Origin of the sequence: Halomonas sp. AOP13-D3-9, assembly GCF_052379125.1 — a bacterium.
Classification (GTDB): Bacteria; Pseudomonadota; Gammaproteobacteria; order Pseudomonadales; family Halomonadaceae; genus Vreelandella.
The window spans coordinates 13,785-37,883 of the sequence record NZ_JBQSYH010000009.1 but is presented as its reverse complement, the minus strand read 5'-3'; the positions used below and the strand labels follow the sequence as shown (position 1 = coordinate 37,883).

19 protein-coding genes are annotated in these 24,099 nt (G+C 55.0%); 12 read left to right on the top strand and 7 right to left on the bottom strand.

All coding sequences use genetic code 11. The features are described from left to right. Nucleotides 1-2: 2 nt before the first annotated feature. Nucleotides 3-2,768: an ATP-binding protein gene (locus tag ACT3UM_RS11290; RefSeq protein ID WP_498898824.1), complete on the top strand. Its 2,766-nt coding sequence runs from the start codon at nt 3-5 to the stop codon at nt 2,766-2,768. Here the strand turns inward: ACT3UM_RS11290 and ACT3UM_RS11285 are convergent. The 3 genes from ACT3UM_RS11285 to ACT3UM_RS11275 form a co-directional block, all read right to left on the bottom strand. Next, the gene (locus ACT3UM_RS11285) at nt 2,765-3,904 is read right to left on the bottom strand and encodes a DUF294 nucleotidyltransferase-like domain-containing protein (protein WP_498898822.1); all 1,140 of its coding nucleotides are present in this window, start codon (nt 3,902-3,904) and stop codon (nt 2,765-2,767) included. The two genes, ACT3UM_RS11290 and ACT3UM_RS11285, sit on opposite strands and share 4 nt — an antisense overlap. Before the next feature lie 35 nt (nt 3,905-3,939). Then, nucleotides 3,940-4,269, bottom strand: a complete 330-nt coding sequence (locus ACT3UM_RS11280; protein ID WP_498898820.1) for an HlyU family transcriptional regulator — start codon at nt 4,267-4,269, stop codon at nt 3,940-3,942. Nucleotides 4,270-4,345: 76 nt separating this feature from the next. Beyond that, entirely contained in the window at nt 4,346-5,566 is a 1,221-nt protein-coding gene (locus ACT3UM_RS11275; protein ID WP_498898818.1) for an argininosuccinate synthase, read from the bottom strand. Nucleotides 5,567-5,851: 285 nt separating this feature from the next. Here ACT3UM_RS11275 and rnt point away from each other — a divergent pair, with 285 nt between their 5' ends. Together rnt and ACT3UM_RS11265 are read left to right on the top strand one after the other, a co-directional pair. Beyond that, nucleotides 5,852-6,520, top strand: a complete 669-nt coding sequence (rnt, locus tag ACT3UM_RS11270) for a ribonuclease T (protein ID WP_064232995.1) — start codon at nt 5,852-5,854, stop codon at nt 6,518-6,520. A gap of 164 nt (nt 6,521-6,684) precedes the next feature. Continuing rightward, nucleotides 6,685-7,944, top strand: a complete 1,260-nt coding sequence (locus ACT3UM_RS11265) for a 6-phosphofructokinase (RefSeq protein WP_498898815.1) — start codon at nt 6,685-6,687, stop codon at nt 7,942-7,944. Between the two features lie 95 nt (nt 7,945-8,039). Here the strand turns inward: ACT3UM_RS11265 and ACT3UM_RS11260 are convergent, their stop codons facing one another. Beyond that, nucleotides 8,040-9,755 (bottom strand): bifunctional protein-serine/threonine kinase/phosphatase, encoded by a 1,716-nt coding sequence (locus ACT3UM_RS11260; RefSeq protein ID WP_498898813.1) that lies wholly within the window; start codon nt 9,753-9,755, stop codon nt 8,040-8,042. A 282-nt stretch (nt 9,756-10,037) separates the two neighbouring features. Here ACT3UM_RS11260 and ppa point away from each other — a divergent pair, with 282 nt between their 5' ends. From ppa to purH, 8 genes are all read left to right on the top strand, one after another. Continuing rightward, entirely contained in the window at nt 10,038-10,568 is a 531-nt protein-coding gene (gene ppa / locus ACT3UM_RS11255) for an inorganic diphosphatase (RefSeq protein ID WP_498898811.1), read from the top strand. A gap of 189 nt (nt 10,569-10,757) precedes the next feature. Then, nucleotides 10,758-12,629 carry a protein-disulfide reductase DsbD gene (gene dsbD, locus ACT3UM_RS11250; protein WP_498898809.1) on the top strand — a complete coding sequence of 624 codons (1,872 nt, stop codon included), beginning with the start codon at nt 10,758-10,760 and terminating at the stop codon, nt 12,627-12,629. Nucleotides 12,630-12,977: 348 nt separating this feature from the next. Continuing rightward, on the top strand, nt 12,978-13,451 hold the full coding sequence (gene accB / locus ACT3UM_RS11245) for an acetyl-CoA carboxylase biotin carboxyl carrier protein (protein ID WP_498898807.1): 474 nt from the start codon (nt 12,978-12,980) through the stop codon (nt 13,449-13,451). Between the two features lie 31 nt (nt 13,452-13,482). Then, nucleotides 13,483-14,823 carry an acetyl-CoA carboxylase biotin carboxylase subunit gene (gene accC, locus ACT3UM_RS11240; RefSeq protein WP_176303547.1) on the top strand — a complete coding sequence of 447 codons (1,341 nt, stop codon included), beginning with the start codon at nt 13,483-13,485 and terminating at the stop codon, nt 14,821-14,823. A 115-nt stretch (nt 14,824-14,938) separates the two neighbouring features. Next, nucleotides 14,939-15,853 (top strand): 50S ribosomal protein L11 methyltransferase, encoded by a 915-nt coding sequence (gene prmA / locus ACT3UM_RS11235; protein ID WP_498898805.1) that lies wholly within the window; start codon nt 14,939-14,941, stop codon nt 15,851-15,853. Between the two features lie 125 nt (nt 15,854-15,978). Further along, on the top strand, nt 15,979-17,016 hold the full coding sequence (dusB, locus tag ACT3UM_RS11230; protein ID WP_498898803.1) for a tRNA dihydrouridine synthase DusB: 1,038 nt from the start codon (nt 15,979-15,981) through the stop codon (nt 17,014-17,016). Beyond that, nucleotides 17,013-17,378: a DNA-binding transcriptional regulator Fis gene (gene fis, locus ACT3UM_RS11225; protein WP_498898802.1), complete on the top strand. Its 366-nt coding sequence runs from the start codon at nt 17,013-17,015 to the stop codon at nt 17,376-17,378. Before dusB ends, fis begins: the two co-directional genes overlap by 4 nt. Before the next feature lie 51 nt (nt 17,379-17,429). Further along, entirely contained in the window at nt 17,430-19,046 is a 1,617-nt protein-coding gene (gene purH, locus ACT3UM_RS11220) for a bifunctional phosphoribosylaminoimidazolecarboxamide formyltransferase/IMP cyclohydrolase (protein ID WP_498898800.1), read from the top strand. A gap of 110 nt (nt 19,047-19,156) precedes the next feature. Here purH and ACT3UM_RS11215 read toward each other — a convergent pair whose 3' ends face one another. Together ACT3UM_RS11215 and folE are read right to left on the bottom strand one after the other, a co-directional pair. After that, complete coding sequence (locus ACT3UM_RS11215) at nt 19,157-20,614, bottom strand: NAD-dependent succinate-semialdehyde dehydrogenase (protein WP_035579000.1); 1,458 nt, start codon at nt 20,612-20,614, stop codon at nt 19,157-19,159. Nucleotides 20,615-20,733: 119 nt separating this feature from the next. Then, nucleotides 20,734-21,285 carry a GTP cyclohydrolase I FolE gene (gene folE, locus ACT3UM_RS11210; RefSeq protein WP_035578999.1) on the bottom strand — a complete coding sequence of 184 codons (552 nt, stop codon included), beginning with the start codon at nt 21,283-21,285 and terminating at the stop codon, nt 20,734-20,736. Between the two features lie 359 nt (nt 21,286-21,644). On the opposite strand from folE, the gene ACT3UM_RS11205 reads away from it, so the two are divergent. Further along, a complete protein-coding gene (locus tag ACT3UM_RS11205) occupies nt 21,645-22,211 on the top strand; it encodes a TraB/TrbI/VirB10 family type IV secretion system protein (RefSeq protein WP_035578996.1) in 567 nt (188 codons plus the stop codon). 36 nt (nt 22,212-22,247) lie between these two features. Here ACT3UM_RS11205 and ACT3UM_RS11200 read toward each other — a convergent pair whose 3' ends face one another. After that, nucleotides 22,248-23,222 carry a serine/threonine protein kinase gene (locus tag ACT3UM_RS11200; protein ID WP_498898798.1) on the bottom strand — a complete coding sequence of 325 codons (975 nt, stop codon included), beginning with the start codon at nt 23,220-23,222 and terminating at the stop codon, nt 22,248-22,250. Between the last annotated feature and the right edge of the window lie 877 nt (nt 23,223-24,099).

Below are 24,099 nucleotides of genomic sequence, written 5' to 3'. Positions count from 1 at the left end.
CCATGCGTAGTGAGGCGATTATCCTCGGTGCCGCTTTTGGTTACCTGGCGCTGCTGTTTGTGGTCGCCGCCTGGGGGGATCGGCGAGCCGAACAGGGTCGCTCCATCATTGGTTCGCCAACGGTATATGCCCTCTCGATTGCTGTTTACTGCACGGCCTGGACCTTCTACGGCAGCGTAGGGCGCGCCGCCGAATACGGCCCCAGCTTTTTACTCATCTACCTGGGGCCGACGCTTGCGATGCTGCTGGCTCCTTTTGTCATCCGCAAGATGGTGCGCATCGCCGCGCGGCAGCGAATCACTTCCATTGCCGACTTTATCAGCGCCCGCTACGGCAAGAGCACCAGTTTAGGCGCCCTGGTGGCACTGATGGCGCTGATTAGCATCACCCCCTACATTGCCCTGCAGTTAAAAGCCATTACCGTTAGCCATGCGGTACTGATCAATTACCCTCGCGCAGCCGACACCACCTTGGTGGATGAACACTTCTGGATGGATAAATCACTCTGGGTCGCGCTGGTATTGGCGGTGTTTATTATTCTGTTCGGCACCCGCCATCTGGATGCCAGCGAGCGCCATGAAGGCATGGTGGCGGCGATCGCGCTGGAATCCATCGTCAAACTGGTGGCCTTTATGGCCGTTGGCGTGTTCGTGGTGTTTGTGATGTTTGAAGGCCCCGCCGCGCTATTTGCCCAGGTAGCAGCCACGCCCGCCCTTGTCGATAGCATGCGTTTGGACAGCGTTCCTGGTGGCGCCACCGGCTGGGTAGGTATGCTGGTGCTGGCCTTTCTGGCTTTTCTAACGCTGCCCCGGCAATTCCAGGTATTGGTGGTCGAAAATGTCGACGAACAGCACTTGGCTCGGGCGAGCTGGCTATTTCCCCTCTACATGCTGCTGATTAACCTATTCGTTATTCCCATTGCTTTGGCGGGCCTGCTGCTAGGCGTAAGCGCGGGTGACCCGGACAGCTTCGTGCTAACGTTACCACTCTCCGCCGGTTTGGAAGGCCTGCCGCTACTGGTCTTTATTGGTGGCCTGTCTGCGGCGACAGGTATGGTGATTGTGGAGACCATCGCCCTCTCCACCATGGTCAGTAACCAACTGGTGATGCCACTGCTGCTGCGCTCACGACGGCTGCACCTAAGCACCAAAGGGGAGCTTGCCGGTTGGCTATTGGGTATTCGCCGCATCGCTATTGTGCTGATCCTGCTGCTAGGCTATCTCTACCATGCGCTGATTGGCGACTCCTATAGTTTAGTGACGATTGGGCTGGTCTCCTTTGCCGGGGCAGCTCAGTTTGCCCCATCGCTGCTGATTGGCCTCTATTGGCGCGGTGCAACACGACAAGGCGCCACCGTTGGTTTAATCGCCGGGTTCTTGATCTGGTGCTATACCCTGCTGCTACCTGGGTTTGCCCAGTCCGGCTGGCTAGATGCCTCGCTGCTCACCGAGGGGCCATGGGGTATCGGATGGCTGATGCCCTATGGTTTGTTCGGCCTGGAGAACTGGGATATTTATACCCATTCGCTGTTATGGAGCATGCTGGCCAACGTGGGGCTATTGGTGGGTGTCTCGCTGTTTACCCGCCCTACACCCCTTGAGCAGACCCAGGCGGCGCTGTTCACGGAGGCGATGCACCCCAACCTGCAAACCACCTCGCTATCTACCTCACTATGGCGCGGGCAAACCACTCAGGGGGCACTCAAAGAGCTGCTTGTTCGCTATTTGGGTGCCCAGACTACCCGCCGCGTGTTTAGCCATAGCGGTAGCAAAACTAGCTATGCAGCGGATGAGCCCGCCACCGCCGAGCTGATTACTCGCGCCGAACAGGCACTGGCAGGCGCGCTGGGCAGCTCCTCAGCACGCGTTCTGATCAATTCAGTGGTACGCGGTGAAGCACTGGATATTGAGTCGATTCTGAGCATACTGGATACGACCTCACAAACCCTGGAGTACAACCGCCGTTTGGAGCAGAAGTCCCAGGAACTGGTGCAAATCGGCGAAGAGTTGCGTAGCGCCAATGAGCGGCTACGTGAGCTGGATCGCTTGAAAGATGAATTTGTGGCTATGGTCAGCCACGAACTACGCACCCCGCTCACCTCCATACGTGCCTTTGCCGAAATTTTGCGCGATAGCGGGCAACTTCCTGATGAGAAGCGCCAGCATTTTCTGGGTGTCATCGTTCACGAGAGCCAGCGGCTGTCGCGTTTAATTGAGGAGATCCTGGACCTTGCCCGCCTGGAGAGCGGCCGTTTAACGCTTAATCCCGTGCCCCTCGACCTTGCCGCCCTGACCCGGCACAGCATTGATGCCATTGCCCATCTGCATGAAGAACGCGGCATTGCACTAGACGTTAGCTTAGCAGCTGACCCTGCGATGGTAGTCGGCGATCATGACCGCTTGGAGCAGGTGATTATTAATCTGCTTGATAACGCGGGCAAGTTTGCTGACCGAGAGCAGCCAAAAGTACGCCTCACGCTTTATCGCCATCGCCGTCATTTCCGGCTCAGCGTGGAGGATAACGGCGCGGGGATTAGCGAAGACGAGCGTGAGCGGGTATTTGAAAAATTTCATCAAATTCAGCAGGACGACGATATTCCTAGGGGTCGGCCAAGAGGCAGCGGCTTAGGGTTGCCGATTAGTCGGGGCATTATTGCCCACCTGGGGGGGCGGCTATGGGTCGAGGATGCCAAAACCTTAGGCGGCGCCTGCTTAACACTGGAGCTACCCGCGGCGCCGGATGACACTTCTCTTTCTGCCGTGGACTAGGCGTTTTTCGCTCCCTGAACAAAGGCTCTGATCTGCTGCAGATCAAACTTCAATAGCAGGCGCTCATCTTCGCGCAGGCGCCGCAGGTCAACCCAGCCATCGGCGGTTTGACCACGGGCTTTGTTATACCGCTGCTGATCCAATAGACGCTGCTGCAGACGCTCAAAAGCGGCCACCAGCAGCTCTGATTCAGCAGAGGTTAGTACATCTGCCCTATGACTGAGCGCGATCAATCGTTCGCGTGTCGCTATGTTGGCTAGCCCGTGGCGCAGACAGAGCAAGCGCGCAGCGCTGATCAATGGCAGCAAGCCTTGATGTTTAAGGTTAATGGCATGCTCGTGGGGAGCATCCAGGCCCGGGCTTGAGGCGAGGCGGCCAAAACGATCCAGTGCCACCGGCAGTTCTTCCAGTAGCGCCGCCATTTCGTTCATAAACAGTGACGCTTTGGGAAGTATTGAAGCAATGCTATTACCCAATTGCTCGGCAAGCACTGGGTTACCCGCTACCGGGGCAAAATCGAGCAAAATATTGGTCTGCTGTACGCGCTTTACCTGTCGGTCGGCGCTCCATATCTCAAGCTGCGCCTGCCATTCGCTAAGCCGTTTGCGCCACATCGGCCAACGCGCCATGACATGACCATGGCAGAGTGGAATGCCTGCTTCATCCAGGCGTTGAGTAAACCGTTCGCCTAGCGCTTGAAAGTAGCCGTCAATCTCCACATGGCGGTAATCCGGATAGTCATCAATAATCAGCGCATTATCCTGGTCGGGACCTAACAGGCTTTCGAAACGCGCCGCAGAGCCTAACAGCAGAACACAGTAGCCGACTGGCGGTGGGCCCCACCCTTGCGCCTGCATTTCGTCCAGGGATAGCGCAACAGCTTGGCGATACAGTGACGCATTGTGGTCACTTATAATCTGGCTAATACGCCAGGCGGGCAGGTCGTAATGCACCAATGTTTCCACCAGCGGCAGTTGCCAAGCGTAGGCGTCCGCTAATGAGGTGTTCGGCGAGGAGAGCTTTGCGAAGCGTTTAGAGAACAGATGGTCTAACGGCGCATTGAGCGCCGAGGTATTAAGCGTTCCATTCTCATGGAATAGAGAGCGCCAGGGCGAGGCTTGGTGTACTACACGCATACGCCCTCCTTTACTCAATGTGTTTGGCGGCATGACTACTCGCTATCGCCTGCCCGGCGAGGGTCGGGCTCAAACATCGCTTCGCCGACTTCATCGATATAGCGCTGCGCTTTGGTAACCATCATGGTATCGCAGGCATCTCGCCCTGGCAGCATATCGGAACGTTCAAAGCGGTGTTCCAGGGTTTCACCACTAGCGACGGCCTTGCGAATCCAGCCACTGACGCGGTACTGACCGCTCTGATTGTCTGGCTGAGAGACAATCTCGTAACCTTTGTATTCCACCGGCTCAGCAGCTTTGGTGGTAGCACCTGACTCAGCCTGACGATCACTACCGAAGAGACCGGAAAATAATTTCTTAAGCATAATGGCTCCTTTGCTTGCAGGGCGGAAAAGGAGATGGCCGCCCTGCAAGATATAAGCTGCTTTTATCAGCGCTTACTTAGCTCTGCTTGCGCCCCTTACCTGCAGCAATACGCAACCGCAGCGCGTTCAGCTTGATAAAGCCTTCTGCATCTTTCTGGTCGTAAGCGCCCGCATCATCTTCGAAGGTAGCGATTGATTCATCAAATAGCGACTCATCAGACTTACGCCCCACCACGATAGCGTTGCCTTTATAGAGCTTCATACGCACGACGCCCGATACATTCTTTTGGGTCTCGTCAATGGCTGCCTGCAGCATGCGACGCTCGGGGCTCCACCAATAACCGTTGTAGATCACTTCCGCGTATTTAGGCATCAGTTGATCTTTCAGGTGGGCTTCTTCGCGGTCTAGGGTTAGCGACTCAATGGCACGGTGGGCACGCAACATAATGGTGCCCCCTGGCGTTTCGTAACAACCGCGGGATTTCATGCCCACGTAGCGGTTTTCAACAATATCCAGCCGACCGATACCGTTGTCGCCACCTAGTTTGTTGAGTTTTTCAAGCACTTCATGCGCTTTCAAGGGCTCGCCGTCGATGGCCACGATATCGCCCTTTTCATACGTCAGCTCAACGTAAGTCGGGGTATCAGGTGCGGCTTCAGGAGAAACGCTCCAGCGCCACATATCGTCTTCCGCTTCGGCCCACGGATCTTCCAAGATGCCGCCCTCGTAGGAGATATGCAGCAGGTTGGCATCCATTGAGTAGGGCGACTTTTTCTTTTTATTGGCAAAATCGACGGGGATTTTGTGCTCTTCGCAGTAAGCCATCAGCTTTTCGCGGGAGGTTAGATCCCATTCACGCCAAGGGGCGATCACTTTGACGCCAGGCTTAAGCGCATAGCCACCGAGCTCAAAGCGTACCTGGTCGTTGCCTTTACCCGTCGCACCATGGGAAATAGCGTCGGCACCGGTTTCATTGGCAATTTCGATCAAGCGCTTGGCAATTAGCGGCCGAGCGATAGAGGTGCCCAGCAGGTATTCGCCTTCATAGATAGTGTTGGCGCGGAACATCGGATAGACGTAGTCACGCACGAACTCTTCGCGCAGATCTTCAATATAAATCTCTTTTACGCCAAGCGCTTGCGCTTTCGTTCGCGCCGGTTCGACTTCTTCGCCCTGACCGATGTCGGCAGTAAAAGTCACTACCTCGCAGTTGTAGGTCTCTTGCAACCACTTAACGATTACGGATGTGTCCAGGCCGCCTGAATACGCCAGCACAACCTTTTTGACATCGGACATTCTTTGCTCCTCGTTGACGATAAGAAATTCATGAGTAAAAAACCACATCTGTCATTAGCGCTCGACGAATGCGATCGCTCTCGGGGCTAGACCTTTGAGATAGACCTTTGAGATAGCCCTTTGAAACAGACCTTGAGTATAGCGTTCTCAATGCCCAGCGAATACCGTCAACGACGCCTGGGGGCTAAAGCTGCTAGAATCACACCACTCAAAGCGGTGGTCTGCCGCTGATGTTGACTGATTACTCGCTTTAACTATTACTCGCTTGAAGATAAGGAGAGCTGCATGAGCGAGGCAATTGCCCGCGAATTAATGGCCCAACGTTTTCGCAGTTACCTGCCCGTGGTCGTTGATTTAGAAACCGGGGGATTTAATGCCCAAGGCGACGCCGTACTTGAGATAGCCGCCGTCACGCTGACCATGGATCCGGAGGGCAACCTGCTTCCTGATGCCACCTATGCTTACCACATTCAGCCCTTTGAAGGGGCGAACGTGGAGCAGTCCGCGCTCGATTTTACCGGTATTAACCTAGACGATCCGCTACGCCGCCAGGTAGCGCTGAGCGAGTCTGAAGCGCTGGGGGAAATTTTCCGCCCAATCCGAAAATCAATCAAGGCCCACGACTGCACACGGGCCATTTTAGTCGGCCATAATGCGGCATTCGATCAGGGTTTCTTGAACGCAGCGGTCAATCGCTGCGGCATTAAGCGCAATCCTTTTCACCCGTTCTCAAGCTTTGACACCGCCACCCTTGCAGGCCTGATCTATGGACAAACGGTGCTTGCCCGTGCCTGCCGTGCCGCGGGCATTGAGTTTGACAACAAGGCTGCCCACTCCGCTCGCTACGATACCGAGCGCACTGCAGAGTTATTTTGCGCCATGGTCAATCGCTATAAAGACCTGGGTGGCTGGCAGCTCGCCCAGCGTGAACAGGAGATGGACGGCGGGGACTAACAGACCGCTGCGGCTAATGCAGTCAACAGGGCTTTACGCTAAACTTTGCAACATTGCAGTAGCGCCATTTTGTAATCCCACAGCCGTTTGTAAGCAGCGCATACCTAGCAGTGGGAATATTGTTGCCGATTTACCCAACCGTTTTCAGGAGATGAGACGTTTCCATGGCCCAGCATAATGCCTTTTACGCCCAATCCGGTGGTGTCACCGCCGTAATCAACGCCAGCGCCTGCGGCGTTATCGAAGCCTGCCGTCAAGCACCCGATCAGATTGGCAAGGTTTACGCCGGTCATAACGGTATTATCGGTGCCTTAACGGAAGACCTGATCGACGTTACCCAGGAGAGCGATGAAGCGATTGCCGCTCTTCGTCATACGCCGGGCGGCGCTTTCGGCTCCTGCCGCTATAAGCTGAAAGATATTGATACCCATCGCACCCAGTACGAGCGCTTGATCGAGGTCTTCAAGGCCCACGATATTCGCTACTTCTTTTACAACGGTGGCGGTGACAGCGCCGACACCTGCTTAAAGGTCTCGCAGCTTTCCGAGAAGCTGGGCTATCCGCTAACCGCTATCCACGTGCCTAAAACCGTGGATAACGACCTGCCGATTACCGATAACAGCCCAGGCTTTGGCAGCGTGGCAAAGTATATTGCCACCTCGACCCTGGAAGCCTCGCTGGATATCGCCTCCATGTGTGCAACGTCCACCAAGGTATTTGTACTTGAAGTCATGGGCCGCCACGCGGGCTGGATCGCCGCCGCCGGTGGTTTAGCAGGCGAAGCCGAAGGCGAGCCGCCACATATGATTATCTTCCCGGAAATTCCGTTTAACCGTAAAGCGGCCATGGCGCGGGTTGAAGAGAGCGTTAAGCAGTACGGCTACTGCGTTATTGTGGTTTCTGAAGGCGCTCGCTATGAAGATGGCACCTTCCTGGCCGATGCGGGTAATACCGATGCCTTCGGCCACCGTCAGCTTGGCGGCGTAGCCCCGACGCTTGCCGGTATGATCAAGCAGGATTTGGGCTACAAGTATCACTGGGCGGTGGCTGATTACCTCCAGCGTGCGGCGCGTCACTTGGCGTCTAAAACCGACGTTGAACAAGCCTATGCGGTGGGCCGCGAAGCGGTCACCTTGGCGCTGGCGGGTAAAAACGCCATGATGCCCGCTATTCGCCGTATCTCCCAGGCGCCCTACCAGTGGGATGTGATCTCCGCCCCGCTCTCCCAGGTGGCTAACCAAGAGAAGTTCATGCCCCGGGACTTTATCAGCGAAAACGGCTTTGCCATTACCCAGACCTGCCGTGACTATCTCTCACCGCTGATTCAGGGCGAGGACTTTCCGCCGTTTGAAAACGGCCTGCCTAAAGTGGCTAAGCTGAAACTGGCCAAAGCAGAGCGCAAGCTGCCTATTTTTACGCTGTAAGCAGCTAACGTAGAGCGATTAAGATAGCAGCAATAAAAACGGGGCGATGAAGTGATTCATCGCCCCGTTTTATGTCCAGTTCGCTGCTCTTGGGCTTAGCGCAACAACCAGGAAAGCACTAGCAGCAGTAACAGAATGCCCGCCACGCCCTGCCAAAAACGCCGCGGCTCCTGGCGGTTCTCTTCCCGATGGGGTAACCGCCCAAGCGGCACCCTCAACGCATGCAAAAACTCGGACATGCGCCTAAACCGCAGCGCCCTTTGAGGGTCCAAGGCACGGCGAAGCGCATCGTCTAGTTCTGGCGTGATTTCTGGGTTAGTGGTACGCGCGCTGCGATAGGTCAAATCCTCGAGGTCGGTATGGCTGCGCAAGCGGTTGGGCGTTAGCGTATAGGGCAAAGCGCCGGTCAATAGCCAGTAAGTAGTGGAAGCTAGCGAGTACTGATCACTGCGGCGGCCGATGCTGTCGCCCAGGGCGTACTCAGGTGCGGTGTGTTCGTTAAAGCCAATCTGCCTGAGCAACTCACCTGAGTGGCGGTGCCCTTCCCCATCGCGCATATGGCAGGCACTAAAATCGGTGAGCACGAGTTTGCCGTGGGGATCGATCAAAATATTATCGGGATTGATCTGCTGATGAATGATTTCCCGATGATGCAGCGCCTGCACCGCTTTACCCAGCTGATTGGCAATATCCAGGCGCTGGGTCAGGCTGGCTTGAGGATGGCGCTCCGCCCATTGCCGCAGCGTCTCGCCTTCTATATGTTGCATCAAATAATACAGGTAGCGGCGCGGCCGAGATGGCTCCATCACCTTCACTACAAAGGGCGAATTGACGCGCTCCACTACCCACTGTTGGAGCAGAAAGTGCTCAAGATAAGCATTGCGCAGCGAAAGCTCAGGGCTAGGCGCTTTCATGACCATTTCCCGTTCGCTATGCACATCACGGACCCGATAAACCCGCGACTGGGCCGTTCGCGATAGCACGGCGAGAATCTCCAGGCCGTCTAAACGCTCACCCGGTGCCAGCTCAGGGGGAATCGGCAGGTCGCCGTATAGCTGCCCTGGGTGTTCGGTGACCTCATCGGGTAGTTCGTCTATACGTACCAGCTGGAAACAGAACTGATCCCCACCATAGCCGCGCTCCTGGGCGCGCTGTTTGGCCTCATCGGCTAAGCGCTCGCAAGCTGCATCCAGATCACTAGCGTCCTGACGAATCAGGCGCACATAGTCGGAAGGCAGCAGCGTGCCGCGCACGCCCTGGGTGGTAAACAGGAACAGATCGCCCTGTTTAAGCGCAACGTGGGTGTAATCAATATCGACACTGCCGTCCATACCCAGCGCCCGTGAAGGGTAGCGATAGCCGCCCAAGTCGGTCACATGGTCGCGGCTTAATTGCTCAAACTCCGCGCCGCGTAAACGAAACACCAGCGTATCGCCCATATGAAACAGGTGGGCTTCGCGACCACGAAATACCATCGCCGACATAGAGGAGACAAAACTGCCTTCTTTAACATGCTGGCTTTGGCTGTAACACCAGCTGTTGAGCGCGCGCAGTACGCGGGTGGCCGACGTTTTAACATCCCAGTGGTCGGGGGTAGAAAAATAGTCGGCCAGGAAGCCGCGTACACTGATATCCCCCGCCTGCTTGGCCATGGTATTGCGTGAAATGGAGTCGCTAATCACCGCGCAGCCGCCTTTGGCGCGAAGCAGCGGCGCTTCAGGAAAGCGAACCGACATTGAACTGCGGTGCAGGCGCCTATCGGGCGCGACAAACGCTTGACCATAACTGATGAGCAATTGGGCGTGCGACAAGTCATCCTCCTAGGCTGCCGACTCGATCGAGGGACATCACTGTCAACCAATACTGTCAATAAACGCTGCCTATGATACACGCAGCAGAGCAGAAACGATGCCCACCAAACGTCTCTATCGTATTCGCCTGTTTTTAAGGAGGCATGGGTATCGCTTACGGCCAACCTATGTCGCATTGGTAATCGGGCAGCCATGTTCGTATAATTCTTCGCCATAAACGACTTTGAAACGATTGCCTAATCACCGCACGACTTTAGCCACAGCACTACCAAGGAATCAACGATGAACTTCGATAATATCCCCGCTGGAAAGGATCTCCCCAACGACGTTTACGTGGTGATCGAAATTCCAGCTAACCACGACCCCATTAAATACGAAATCGATAAGGACATGGGCGCTCTCCTCGTTGACCGCTTTATGGCCACCCCGATGTTCTACCCCGCCAACTATGGCTTTATCCCGCACACTCTGGCCGATGATGGCGATGCTCTGGACGCCTTGGTGGTAACTCCGCACCCGGTTCAACCTGGCAGCATTATTCGCGCACGCCCGGTCGGCATTCTCAACATGACCGACGAGGCCGGTGAAGACGCCAAGTTGATCTGCGTACCCCATGCCAAGCTCAGCTCGCTCTACGACGATGTCCATGAAGCTACCGACCTGCCCGAGTTACTGCGCCAACAGATTGCGCACTTCTTCGAGAACTACAAAGATCTCGAAAAAGGCAAATGGGTAAAAGTAGAGTCTTGGGAAGGCGCTGACGCTGCTCGCAAGGCAATTGAAAAGTCCGTGGCTGCCTATCAAAAAGCATAGCCATCGCGCTGCGATGTATCTCTCCGTCGCCAATGAGACAAGAGGCCGCCTTAGGGCGGTCTTTTTATGAGCACAGGATTAAGGCACTGTTAGGAACCGCGTCACGTCACCGCAGCGTATACGCCAGGGGCTCAAGGTTGCGGTATGCTATTCGCCTTTCATTGCGCTGCCATTGATTAAGGACGCACCGTGTTATCTGTTAAACGCCTGAGCCTATTGTCGTTATTGGTTTTTTTTCTCGGCTTGTTGCCGCTAAGTGCACACGCTCAATGGTTTTCATCGTCAAGTAACCAAGACGATTTTTTGCCGGTGATGGAAGCCTTTCAACCGACTGCTTGGCATGATGGCGATACGCTCTATATCGGCATGGATATCGCCGACGAGTACTATCTCTATCGTCACCAGTTTGCAGTAGTCAGCCAAACAGAGGGTGTCAGCCTCGGCGAACCCATCATCCCCCAAGGCATCTTTACCAACGATGAATTTATGGGCGATGTGTATGTATTTCGCGATTCGCTAGTGTTTAAAGTCCCTCTGGATGCCCCCTACTCAGGCCCCTTAAAGGTAGAGCTAACGTTTCAAGGCTGTGCAGATGCGGGCTTATGCTATCCACCTGAACGCATGCAACTGCAGGCCAGCGAAACAGAACCACCCAGCCAGTTTTCCGGCTGGGAAGACCCTACCGCATCCAATCAAGTGGCTGATTCCTCGGCACCTAACACCACAAACCCGGGCGACTTCGCCGCCCCCCAAAGCGAAGACAGCCGCTTCAGTGCTTTGATCAGCGATGCCAGCTTGCCGCTAGCGCTGGGGCTGTTTTTTATTGCTGGCCTGGGGCTTACCTTTACCCCCTGCGTGCTGCCGATGATTCCGATTTTGTCATCGATCGTGGTGGGTCAAAACCCTACCCGCCCTCGCGCCTTTGCCCTCTCGTTTAGCTATGTACTCGGCATGGCGCTGACCTACGCCCTGGCTGGGGTGTTAATGGGGCTGTTTGGCGCCGGGCTTAATCTTCAAGCGCGGCTACAGTCAGCCCCGGTATTAATCACCTTTGCCGTGCTGTTCACGCTCTTTGCCCTGGCCATGTTCGGGGCCTTTAACCTTAACCTGTCGCCCCGCTTAGCCAACCGTATTGACGCTTGGCAGACCCGGGCACAGCGCAGTGGCCCGGCGGGCTTGGCCTTGGCTGGCGCCCTCTCGGTGCTGGTGGTGTCACCCTGTGTAACAGCACCCTTAGCGGGCGCGCTGGTGTTTATCTCGTCGACCGGTGATGCGGCGATGGGCGGCGCGGTGCTGTTTGCGTTGGGCATGGGTATGGGCGTACCGCTACTGTTAGTCGGCACCTTTGGCACCACGCTGCTGCCCCGCTCGGGCGCCTGGATGAATGGGGTAAAAATTGCCTTTGGACTTTTGTTGTTGGGCGTCGCGATTTGGATGATCGAGCGTTTAGTGGCCGCGCCCATTGCGCTTTTGCTATGGGCAGCGCTGGCGATTGGCACAGCGCTCGCCTTGGGGGCGTTAAATTTCAATCAACCACAGGGGTGGCCGCGGGCACGCCAAACGCTGGGGCTAATGCTGTTGGTCTGGGGGATAGTGCTGGTAATTGGTGCCGCTCAAGGTGGCAGTAACCCCCTGCGCCCTCTCGCGGCAACGTCCAGCCTTTCCGGCGAGCAGCAAGCAGCAACACTCGACTTTACTGAGGTAAGCAGCTTAACTGAGCTTGAAGCGGCAATTGCCCAAGCTGAAGGCGCTAATCAGCCTGTGTTTGTTCACTTTACCGCCGACTGGTGCATTTCCTGCAAGTTGCTGGAGCGGGATGTTTATCCCGACCCACAGGTTGCCGCAGCGCTAAGCAATTACACCTTGATCGCCGCCGATGTCACCCACACTAACGTCCAGAGTCGTGAGTTGCTTGACCAATTCAATCTTTTCGGCCCTCCCAGCCTGCTGTTTTTTAGCCAGGGTGAAGAGATCCGCCCTGCACGCATCCAAGGTGAAGTGACTGCCGACCAACTGCACGAGCATCTCGAAACAGTCAGCCAATGGCTAGTGAACCGTTGATTTCAATCCCTGTCATAGCAGCACGTTGAAGCTCTAAAACGGCTTTTTGCAGCGAACATCGTCAAACAGTCGTTTAATTCTTAGCGACAAGCAGATATAGACGTTGACTTAGGCTGTTGCTGGACATCCTGGCACTTTTTCGGCAAACTCCGCTGCCATATTAGCTAAAAACTTGCTTTTTAACGGTGAGAACGGGGTAACGTTCGCTAAAATGCAGCGTTCTCTTCATTTTTACATTTGGTTTACTGCGCTTACATAAGTGCCGCACAGCACCCTCGCCTGCTGGCTGGGGTTAGCTCTGTGACTATTTTTCATAATCTTCTGTTATGACATTGATGGGGCTATGCCATGGATATCCGCAAAGTTAAGAAACTGATTGAGCTGCTCGAAGAATCCAATATTAGCGAGATTGAAATTCAGGAAGGCGAAGAGTCAGTACGTATCAGCCGCCACCCTAATGGCGCCTCGTGGCAGCCACAGCAGATGCCGCAATATGCGCAGCAGCCTGGCTATGCGCCAGCGCCTGCAGCGGGCGCTCCGGCGGCAGCACCGGCTGCTGAAGCTGAGCCTCAGGGCGTTAGCTACCGTGGTGAAGCAGTCAATTCGCCCATGGTTGGCACCTTCTACCGCAGCCCGGCGCCTGGCGCCAAATCCTTTGTGGAAGTTGGCGATAGCGTCAAGCAGGGCGATACCATATGCATCATTGAAGCCATGAAAATGATGAACCAGATTGAAGCTGACCACGACGGTGTGGTTGAAGCCATCCTAGTGGAAGATGGCGAACCAGTGGAATTCGATCAACCCATGATCGTTATCGCTTAATCTTTCATTTTCAACACGGGTGGACTCTCCCATGCTGGACAAGGTACTTATCGCCAACCGCGGCGAGATTGCCCTTCGTATCCTACGGGCCTGTAAAGAACTGGGCATCAAAACCGTAGCGGTACACTCCAAAGCTGATCGTGAACTCATGCACGTTCGCCTGGCGGATGAAGCCGTGTGTATTGGCCCGGCTTCGTCAGCGCAATCTTATTTAAATATTCCGGCCCTGATCAGCGCCGCTGAAGTTACTGACTCAACCGCTATTCATCCTGGCTACGGTTTTTTGTCTGAAAATGCCAATTTTGCCGAACAGGTTGAACGCTCGGGCTTCACCTTCATTGGCCCGCGCGCAGAAACGATTCGCCTGATGGGCGACAAAGTCAGCGCCATCCAGTCAATGAAGGAAGCCGGCGTTCCCACGGTGCCCGGCTCAGACGGCCCCTTGGGTGACGATGACGCGACTAATCTCGCCACGGCACGCCGCATTGGTTATCCGGTAATCATTAAAGCCGCCTCTGGCGGCGGTGGTCGCGGCATGCGCGTGGTACACACCGAAGGCCACCTGCTTTCGGCTATTACGGTGACGCGCACTGAAGCCCACGCCGCCTTTGGTGATGGCACAGTTTACATGGAAAAATTCCTTGAAAAACCGCGCCATGTCGAAGTTCAGGTACTTGCCGATGGTCAGGGCAACGCGATTCATCTTTATGACCGCGACTGCTCGCTGCAACGCCGTCACCAAAAAGTACTTGAAGAAGCCCCCGCGCCAGGCCTTGACCCGGAAGCCCGCGCTCAGGTGCTTGAAGCATGCCGCCAAGCATGCATTAAGATTAATTATCGTGGGGCCGGCACCTTTGAGTTCTTGTACGAAGACGGCGAGTATTTTTTCATTGAGATGAACACCCGCGTTCAGGTAGAACACCCGGTTACCGAAATGGTCACAGGCGTGGATATCGTCAAAGAGCAACTGCGCATTGCCTCAGGCCTGCCGCTTTCGATTCGTCAGGAAGATGTGCAGCTCAATGGCCACGCCTTTGAGTGCCGGATCAATGCCGAAGACTCGCGTACCTTTATGCCTTCACCCGGCAAGGTAACGCTGTTCCACGCACCGGGTGGCTTGGGGGTTCGTATGGACTCTCACCTCTACACAGGCTACACCGTGCCGCCGCACTATGACTCCCTGATTGGCAAACTGATCACCTGGGGCGCCGATCGTGAAATAGCCCTGACGCGGATGCGCAATGCCCTCGACGAGCTGCTGGTGGAAGGTATTAAAACTAATATCGATCTGCAAAAGGATTTGGTTCGCGACAGCTATTTCCGTCAAGGCGGCGTCAACATTCACTACCTGGAAAAGAAACTCAGCAGTTAACGTCTTCCAGCGCTATGCTTGATGCCCAGCGGGGTGGCCATGTCCACCCCGTTTTTGTCTTTACTGTATTTGCCTTTACTGTTTTTGCCTTTCATTCGCCCCGCGGAGACTCTCCATGCCCTGGCTTCAACTCAAAGCCCACGTCGCTCCCGAACAGGCAGAGTTCCTCGAAGAACTGCTGCTTGACGAAGGTGCGACGGCCATTGGCCTTCAGGACGCCCACGACGATCCGGTATTTGAGCCCGAGCGGGGCACAACACCGCTGTGGGAGGATACCATCCTCACTGGCCTCTACGATGACCTGGAGGGCGTCGAGAGCATGCTGGAGCGCATTGAGGCCGCCTGGTCAGAGCAGATGCCCGGTGAGCCCTGCCCCACCATCGAGTATGAGCTGCTCGCTGATCGGGATTGGGAGAGGGAGTGGATGGATGACTTCACCCCCTTGCGCATGGGCCAGCGGCTATGGATCGTGCCCAGCTGGCACGAACCACCCGAGGCCGACGCCGTTAACCTGATTCTCGACCCTGGCCTTGCCTTTGGCACCGGTACCCATCCCACCACAGCGCTTTGCCTGGAGTGGCTGGATGAACTGGCGGTGGCTGGCCATTTAGCCCAGCAACCTGTCCTGGATGTAGGCTGCGGCTCCGGCATTCTCGCTATTGCAGCACTTAAACTGGGCGCTAGTCACGCAGACGCCACCGATATAGACCCCCAGGCGCTGCAGGCCAGCCGAGACAATGCTGAGCGGAACGCTATCGCCGAGTCGGCTTTAACCCTCTACTACCCTGAGCAGTTAAGCGATAGTGGCGACTACCCTATTGTGACCGCCAATATCTTAGCGGGCCCGCTGATTGAACTCGCGCCCATGATTGCCGGGCACGTGGCGCCAGGCGGACGCATTGCGCTGTCGGGGATTTTGGCCAACCAGGCCGATGATGTTTACGACGCCTATGCAGCGCAAGGTATCGCTATGGATGAGCCGGTGGTGCGAGAAGGCTGGGTAAGAGTTAGCGGCATGCGTCCGCGTTAAAGCGGTAATTGGCCTTCACCCCATCACCGAGTGGGCGTATCATATGCCCCCTTGAAACGCCTACTCGCGCCAGACCGTACTCGTACACCAGTACTCACAGCTCATAACCAACTAAGCCTGACGCCATGACCTCAATCGATACATTACCCACCATTGGGGCCTTTGCATTACCTAATCGGGTAATGCTTGCGCCAATGGCCGGCGTCACCGACCGGCCTTTTCGCCAGCTATGTCGGCGGCTTGGGGCTGGCTGGGTAGTAGGCGAAATGGTCACTTCAGACCCTAGCTTATGGCATACTCGTAAATCTCAGCTGCGCATGGACCACCAAGGTGAGCCCGACCCGAGGGTGGTGCAAATCGCCGGTGGCGACGCGGACATGCTCGCCCAAGCGGCGCGCTTGAATGCCGAGCTGGGTGCACAGATTATTGATATCAACATGGGCTGCCCGGCCAAAAAAGTATGCAACAAAGCAGCCGGATCAGCGTTACTTCGCGATGAAGCCCTGGTGGCCGAGATTCTTGAAGCGGTGGTGGCAGCGGTTGATATACCCGTGACGCTAAAAATACGCACGGGCTGGTGCGCCGAATCAAACAATGCCCTGCGTATTGCCCGGCTCGCCGAGTCAGCCGGTATTCAATCGCTCGCTGTACATGGCCGACATCGCCAACAACGCTATACTGGACAGGCAGAGTACGACACGATTGCTGAGATCAAGGCTCACTTATCGATACCAGTGATTGCGAATGGCGACATAACAAGTCCCGAAAAAGCCGCCGAGGTTCTCGCTTATACCGGCGCTGATGCCGTAATGGTCGGCCGTGGTGCCCAGGGCAACCCGTGGATCTTTCAACAGATCAGCCACTACCTCCAATATGGAGAGCGGATGGCGCTACCCAGCCTTACGGAGCGCCATGAGGTGCTTCACGGCCACGTCGAAGCGTTGCATGAGTTTTATGGCACCACCATGGGCGTGCGTATTGCCCGCAAACATGTCGGCTGGTACCTCAGCGATGACCAACGCTTTACGCCGCCACAACAGCGCGCACTTAAGCAGCAGTTCAATGCGTTAGCGTCACCTGAAACGCAATTTGATTGGATCAACGACGCGATGGCCCCCGGCGCCGCCACGCGTTTGCTAGCCAAAGGAAGCTATGCTGCATGACCGAACGCGATCTTCTATCTAGTGACAGCTACTCCAGCGACGCCTATTCCAGCGATGCTTTTTACGAAAGCAACGCGCATTTAGCAGGCACGCTCGCGGATCCTGCGGCTAACGCACCGCCACAGCCACTCCGTGAGGCTGTGGAGACGGCCATGCGCCGCTACTTTGAGCATTTGGACGGCAGCCAGGCTAGTGACCTTTATGCCATGGTGATGGCTGAAGTAGAGGCGCCTTTGCTTGCCTGCGTCCTGGAGCACACCGATGGCAACCAGACCCGGGCCGCAGACGTACTGGGGCTGAACCGAGGCACGCTGCGCAAAAAACTCAAGCTATACGGACTTATCGAAGGTGACGCCCCATAAACCCAGGGGCGTTGTTGTTTTTAATTCTCGACTCTGCACACGAGCACTCTAATGGTTGATACCCCTGTTATGGCTGATAATCCTCCCCTGACTGACCGCAACGCTACCCCCGTCCGCCGCGCCCTGCTGAGCGTTTCGGATAAAACCGGCATTGTGGAATTCGCCCGCGGCCTCACTGAGCAGGGTATTGAACTGCTCTCCACCGGTGGTACTTTCCGCTTGCTGCAAGAAAATGCCATCCCAGTGAAAGAAGTCTCTGAGCACACTGGCTTCCCCGAAATTATGGATGGCCGGGTTAAAACGCTGCACCCGAAAATTCATGGCGGCATTTTGGCCCGCCGCGGCCAGGATGATGCGGTAATGGCCGAGAACGACATCACCCCGATCGATATGGTGGTGGTCAATCTTTACCCATTTGCGGCCACCGTCGCCAAGCCCGACTGCACGCTAGAAGATGCCATCGAGAATATCGATATCGGCGGCCCCACTATGGTTCGCGCCTGCGCCAAAAACCATGCCTACACCACCATTGTGGTCAATAGTAGCGACTACCCGCGAGTGCTTGGCGAGCTGGCCGCTCAAGATGGTCAGGTCAGTCGCGCCACGCGTTTTGATTTAGCAGTAAAAGCCTTTGAGCACACCGCTGGCTACGATGGCGCCATTGCTGGCTACCTAGGCCGCAAAGTATCGACTGCCGATGAAGCTTTCCCACGCACCTTTAACCTGCAGCTAGCTAAAAAACAGGATATGCGTTACGGCGAAAACCCCCATCAGCAAGCAGCCTTCTACGTAGACCCTCAGGCGAGTGAACCCAGCGTTGCGACTGCAAAAATGCTCCAGGGCAAACCGCTGTCGTATAACAATGTCGCCGATACCGACGCCGCCTTTGAGTGCGTCAAGGCCTTTAACGAGACGGCCTGCGTTATCGTTAAGCACGCCAACCCCTGCGGCGTCGCTATTGGCGCCACCGCGCTTGCGGCCTATGACAAAGCGTTTGCCACAGACCCTACCAGCGCGTTTGGCGGCATTATCGCCTTCAATACGCCGCTGGATGCGGAAACCGCCCAGGCGATTATCGACCGCCAGTTTGTCGAGGTGATTATAGCCCCCGGCGTCAGCGACGAAGCCGCCGCCATTGTGGCGAACAAGCAAAACGTACGCTTGTTGGACGTCAGCGCTCACTGGCCCGGTGAACAACAGCCAGCGCTGGACTTTAAGCGCGTCAACGGCGGCTTGCTGGTACAACAGCGCGACGACGGCATGGTATCCCGCGACGAACTGACCGTGGTTAGCCAGCGCGCGCCCAGCGAGCAGGAGCTGCGTGATCTGGCCTTTGCCTGGCGGGTAGCCAAATTTGTTAAATCTAACGCCATTGTGTACGCCAAAGAGGGCCAAACCGTGGGCGTGGGCGCCGGGCAAATGAGCCGCGTTTACTCGGCCAAGATCGCCGGTATTAAAGCCGCTGATGAAGGGCTTTCGGTGCCCGGCTCGGTAATGGCCTCTGACGCCTTCTTCCCCTTCCGTGATGGCATCGACGCCGCGGCGGCGGCAGGCATTACCGCCGTTATTCAGCCCGGCGGCTCCATGCGCGACCAGGAAGTCATCGATGCAGCCAACGAAGCCGGCATTGCCATGGTATTTACCGGTATGCGCCACTTCCGCCACTAAAGGCTTTTTTTAACACCTGCAAAAACGCCAAAGCCCCACCGGCACTGTGCCGGCGGGGCTTTTTCACGCTCTTTTTTCACGCTTCTTTGCAATAAGCGATGCTATAACGCTTAGCCAAGGTCAATACACAGATACTTGGTTTCCAAGTACTCTTCCAAGCCCTGATGACCACCCTCGCGGCCTAGACCCGAGGCTTTTACCCCGCCGAAAGGCGCGGCAGCGTTGGAAATGGCACCAGTATTAATGCCCACCATACCGTACTCCAGCGCCTCGGCTACGCGCCATACGCGGGCAAGATCACGGGAGTAAAAATAGGACGCCAAGCCATACTGGGTGTCATTGGCCATCTCAATCGCGGTCTCTTCATCGTCAAACGGGAAGACAGCGGCCAGTGGCCCGAAGGTCTCTTCGTGGGCCACTTTCATTTTGTCTGTGGCAAAACTGATCAGCGTCGGGGTAAAGAAATTGCCGCCCAGCGGATGCGGGTGGCCGCCCAGCAGCAGCTCAGCACCATTATCGATGGCGTCCTGCACATGCTCGCTGACTTTTTTTACCGCGTTATCATCAATTAACGGGCCGATATTAATGTTGGGTTTGGTGCCATCCCCCACATGCAACTCGCTATTCATGGCGACCGCTAATTTTTCACAAAAGGCATTAATCACGCTGGACTGGACGAGGAAGCGATTAGTGCAGACACAGGTTTGCCCGGCGTTGCGGAACTTGGCGGCCATAGCACCCTCCACGGCAGCGTCTAAATCGGCATCCTCAAACACGATAAAGGGCGCATTACCGCCCAGCTCTAACGATATTTTCTGGATATGTTCCGCTGCCTGGGCCATCAGCTTGCGACCCACTTCGGTCGAACCGGTGAAGGTGATTTTGCGCACTTTGGGCGACTGCGTCATCGCCTGGGCGATATCGCTAGCGCTACCCGGCACTACGTTAAAAACCCCACGCGGGATGCCTGCACGCTCTGCCAACAGTGCCAGGGCCGTAGCAGAAAACGGCGTCTGGCTAGCCGGCTTAACGACTATTGTGCAGCCAGCCGCCAATGCCGCCCCGGCTTTGCGGGTAATCATCGCAGCAGGAAAATTCCACGGCGTTATCGCGCCGACAACCCCCACCGGCTGTTTGGTAACGACGATACGTTGATTAGCTTTTGCTGCGGGAATCGTTTCGCCGTAAACGCGCCGCGCTTCTTCGGCAAACCAGCGTAAAAAGCTGGCCGCGTAAGCGATTTCACCGGCGGCTTCCTTAAGTGGCTTGCCCTGCTCATAGGTCATCAGCATGGCCAGATCCTGCTGGTGCTCCAGCATCAAATCGTGCCACTTCAACAGCAAATCAGCGCGTTCTTGGGCAGTCATCGCTCGCCAAGCCGGTAGTGCAGCATCCGCCGCATCAATGGCCCGCTCGGTCTCGGCTTTACCCAGGCGAGGAATGTCGCCAATCGATTCACCGGTGGCCGGGTTTAATACGGTAATCTGCTCACCGCTATCAGCCGCGACCCAACTGCCGTCAATATAGGCAAAGGGGCAATATAGCTGTGTTTCTTTAAGCGCTTCCATGACAGGCTCCTGACCAAAATGATGGCCTTCTAGGCTCATTAACGTCTTCATGCTAAGACGAAACACCCCTTCAAACCAAATTTCCAGCGTGTTCTAGTGGCCACAGACTACCGGCAAATTTAGCTAATAAGCATTAAAAACTCTTGCCGAGTCGCTTGATTGCTGCGAAACCCGCCTAGCATTACCGATGATGTCATGCTGGAGTTTTGCTTCTCTACGCCACGCATCATCATGCAAAGGTGTCGCGCCTCAATGACGACGGCAACGCCTTTGGCCTGGGTAACGTCCTGCACGGCCTCGGCGATCTCGCGGGTGAGGTTCTCCTGAATCTGCATACGGCGGGCAAACATATCGACAATCCGCGCAAATTTAGACAGTCCTAACACTTTACCGTTGGGCAAATAGGCAATATGGCATTTGCCGATAAACGGCAGCAGATGATGCTCACACATTGAGTAGAGCTCAATGTCTTTTACCAGCACCATTTCATCCGTTTGCGACTCAAACACCGCACCATTAATAATGTCGTCCAATGACTGAGTGTAGCCCGCATTGAGAAACTGCATGGCCTTGGCCGCACGCTTCGGCGTATCTCGTAGCCCTTCGCGTTCAGGGTCTTCGCCAAGTGCTGAGATTATCTGGCGGTAGTGCTCAGCGATATCATCGGACATATTTAGCCTCATCAAAAACTAGATCAAAAACCATCTTAAAAACTATCTCAAAAGCTATGCGCAATCGCGTCCAGGCGGTTGCCAAGGTCTATCCCCTTGCGCTTGAAAAGTAAGACCATTGTAGAAGCGACGTTAAACAACGCTTCCTCTGCAAACATTGTACAAAAGATATACCTTCACTAGAGTCCGCACAACGAGTATTAAGCAAAGCATGTATTTTACCGCATCTCGGCTGCCTGTGGCCCGTTTACCTGCGGCAGAGCGCCGCGTCGTTAACTTTGCAGCCTAGGGGCCTGTGATATAATTAAGCGTTTTTATTTTACTGCCTTTATTGCAGGCGCCCACATTGAGAGCTCGCCATGTCATTTAAGCCAACGCCTTTTTGGTTAACCGCCCTCGTGGCCCCCTTTTTTGCTACGCCGCTAGTGGCCATAGCTTCTGAAGCCACGCTTTCTCTGCCCAATGAAGCAACCGTCGGCGTCGAAGTTGTTGAAGAGCTTGCGTTTGAGTCAAACCAAGCGCGCCTGAACGATATTTTGCTGCACCCTACTCAAGCCGCCAGCGCCTCGCACTCTTTACCCGAATACTGTGTCATTGTAGGCAGTGCGCAACGGGTCGATGAGCGTATTCGCGTGACCACCCAAGAAGCAACGTGCATTGAAACACACGACGCTGACAGCAATATCTTCACCGGTGAATTTAGTGCCAGCGCCTATGGCGAAGATGGTCAATACGGCATTGCCTGCGAGGATGCCGCGTGCACCCTCTCCCCAGGCCAGCCCTTCCTTCTCACGCTGAACCAACCCGTTGAGATTGAAGAGCTGGACAACCCTTCTGAAGCGCTTAATCAGCAGCGCCAGCAGGCCAATGGCGAAGGGGTCGCAAATCCCATACCGCGTGAAGATGCTGACCCGGAAGTTGAGTAGGTAATTTATTGGATGCTGTTGGTATATCAAGGGCAGCTATGCCAACCAGCGCGGATTGCCTAACTGAAGGCACTGCTGCTCTAATTGGCGGATATGCTGATCCCAATAGCCGCTGTCCGCCAGCCACGGAAACGCTCGTGGAAAAGCAGGATCGTCCCAGCGTGATACCAGCCACGCTGAGTGCCTGATCAGCCGATAACTTCTAAGCGGCTCAATAAGCGACATCTGCTCGGTAGGAAATGGGCGCGTCTCTTCATACCCTTCGGTAATTTCACTCAAGTAGGATCGCCACCCCTGAGGGTCATCGGTGGGCAGTAGCATCCAGATATCCTGCATGGCAGGGGCCATGGTGCAGTCGTCAAAATCGACCAGCGTAAAGTGCTCGTCACGCCCCAGCACATTGCCCAAATGGCAGTCGCCATGGCATCGAATCATACTGCTAGCAGGCACGTCATGTTTAATAAGCTGCTGATACACCTTCTCTATCACACCATCATAGGCCCGGCGCTGATGACGATTCATCCAATCACTGCCCAGCACGCGCTGCTGAGCATCAAGAATACCGCTAGCCATCTCTAATCGCGGGCGGTGCTGAAAGGTTTTTTTAGCCGCCACTTCGTGTAACCGCCCCAGCAACTCCCCCATGGCAAACAGGTGCGAAGGGTTATCCAACTCCGGCGCCTGGCCGGGGCAGTGGGGAAACAGCGTAAACCGAAAGGCTTTAAAATAGTGTAACGACGTACCCGCCTTATCACGCCAAGGGGCAACGACGGGCACCTGTTGCTCAGCCAGCTCCTGTAAAAAGTCGTGCTCTTCCTGGATCGCCTCATCGGACCAGCGGTCAGGCCGGTAAAACTTGACGATCCAATTTTTGCCGTCGCCATCGCGAAACAACAGCACACGGTTTTCATAACTGTTCAGCGCAAAAGGCTCGCCGGCAGGCCAAATATCCAGCGACTCCACTGCAGACATCACCAAATCAGGCGAAAGAGAGCTAAACGGGTGTGACATCGGCCACTCCTGGGTTGGCAAATAGGCTGTTGAATCGGCAAAAAGGCTATTCTATCAAGCCTTGCCTAACGGTGTCCGCGCGGCCGCCCAAATATCAACGCGCTTTGCGCCCGCGTCGAGTGCGGCCCGCGCCAATGTATGGCCAGTGGCACCGGTGGTGACCACACTAACAAATACGCATGTGATGCACTTTTATACCATTGATTTTAAATAAAAATAAAAAATAACCCACCTTAAAAACACCAAAGGCACCACACAAAAAAAAGAGCAGTGATAACCACGGGCACAACAAAATTCTATGTTATTGATTCAAAGATATTTATTAAAATTGATCAGAAAAATATATTCATATAAGAAAAGTAAATAACAAATGATCAAGTTAGCATTAGCTATTATGGGAATAGTGTTCCTTTCTGGATGCACAGTGGCTGGTAAACCAAGAAGTGAAAATTTTGCTTTTGATGGCACAACTCATCTCTAAGCAAATGATTTTAATTGATTTATTGAGAATAAAAAAATTTAAACTGCAGAAATTGAAGTTCTCAACATCATTTATAGCTAGTGGGTAGGATTTTGGTTAGCTCAAGTAAAAAATTTTGGCATGCTAGTGAATTTTCTCAGTGTATCCGATAAAACGAAGCCCTTTATTGCTCTACCAGTATGAGTAGCAGGCCCTCCCCACACTTTGTGTTTTCTTAGCTTCAGACTAGCTTCGTCAATAGCTTTCATCTGACTTTGCCTTGGCTTATGTAGTTTTTCCGGCTCGGTTATAACACCTTTCGACAATGGGAAAATTTCATCATACGAGGCTAAGTTCTTAAAAAATTCAATCTAAGCAAGCGAATCCTCAATGAGTTGATTTTATCGCTTAGGTAGC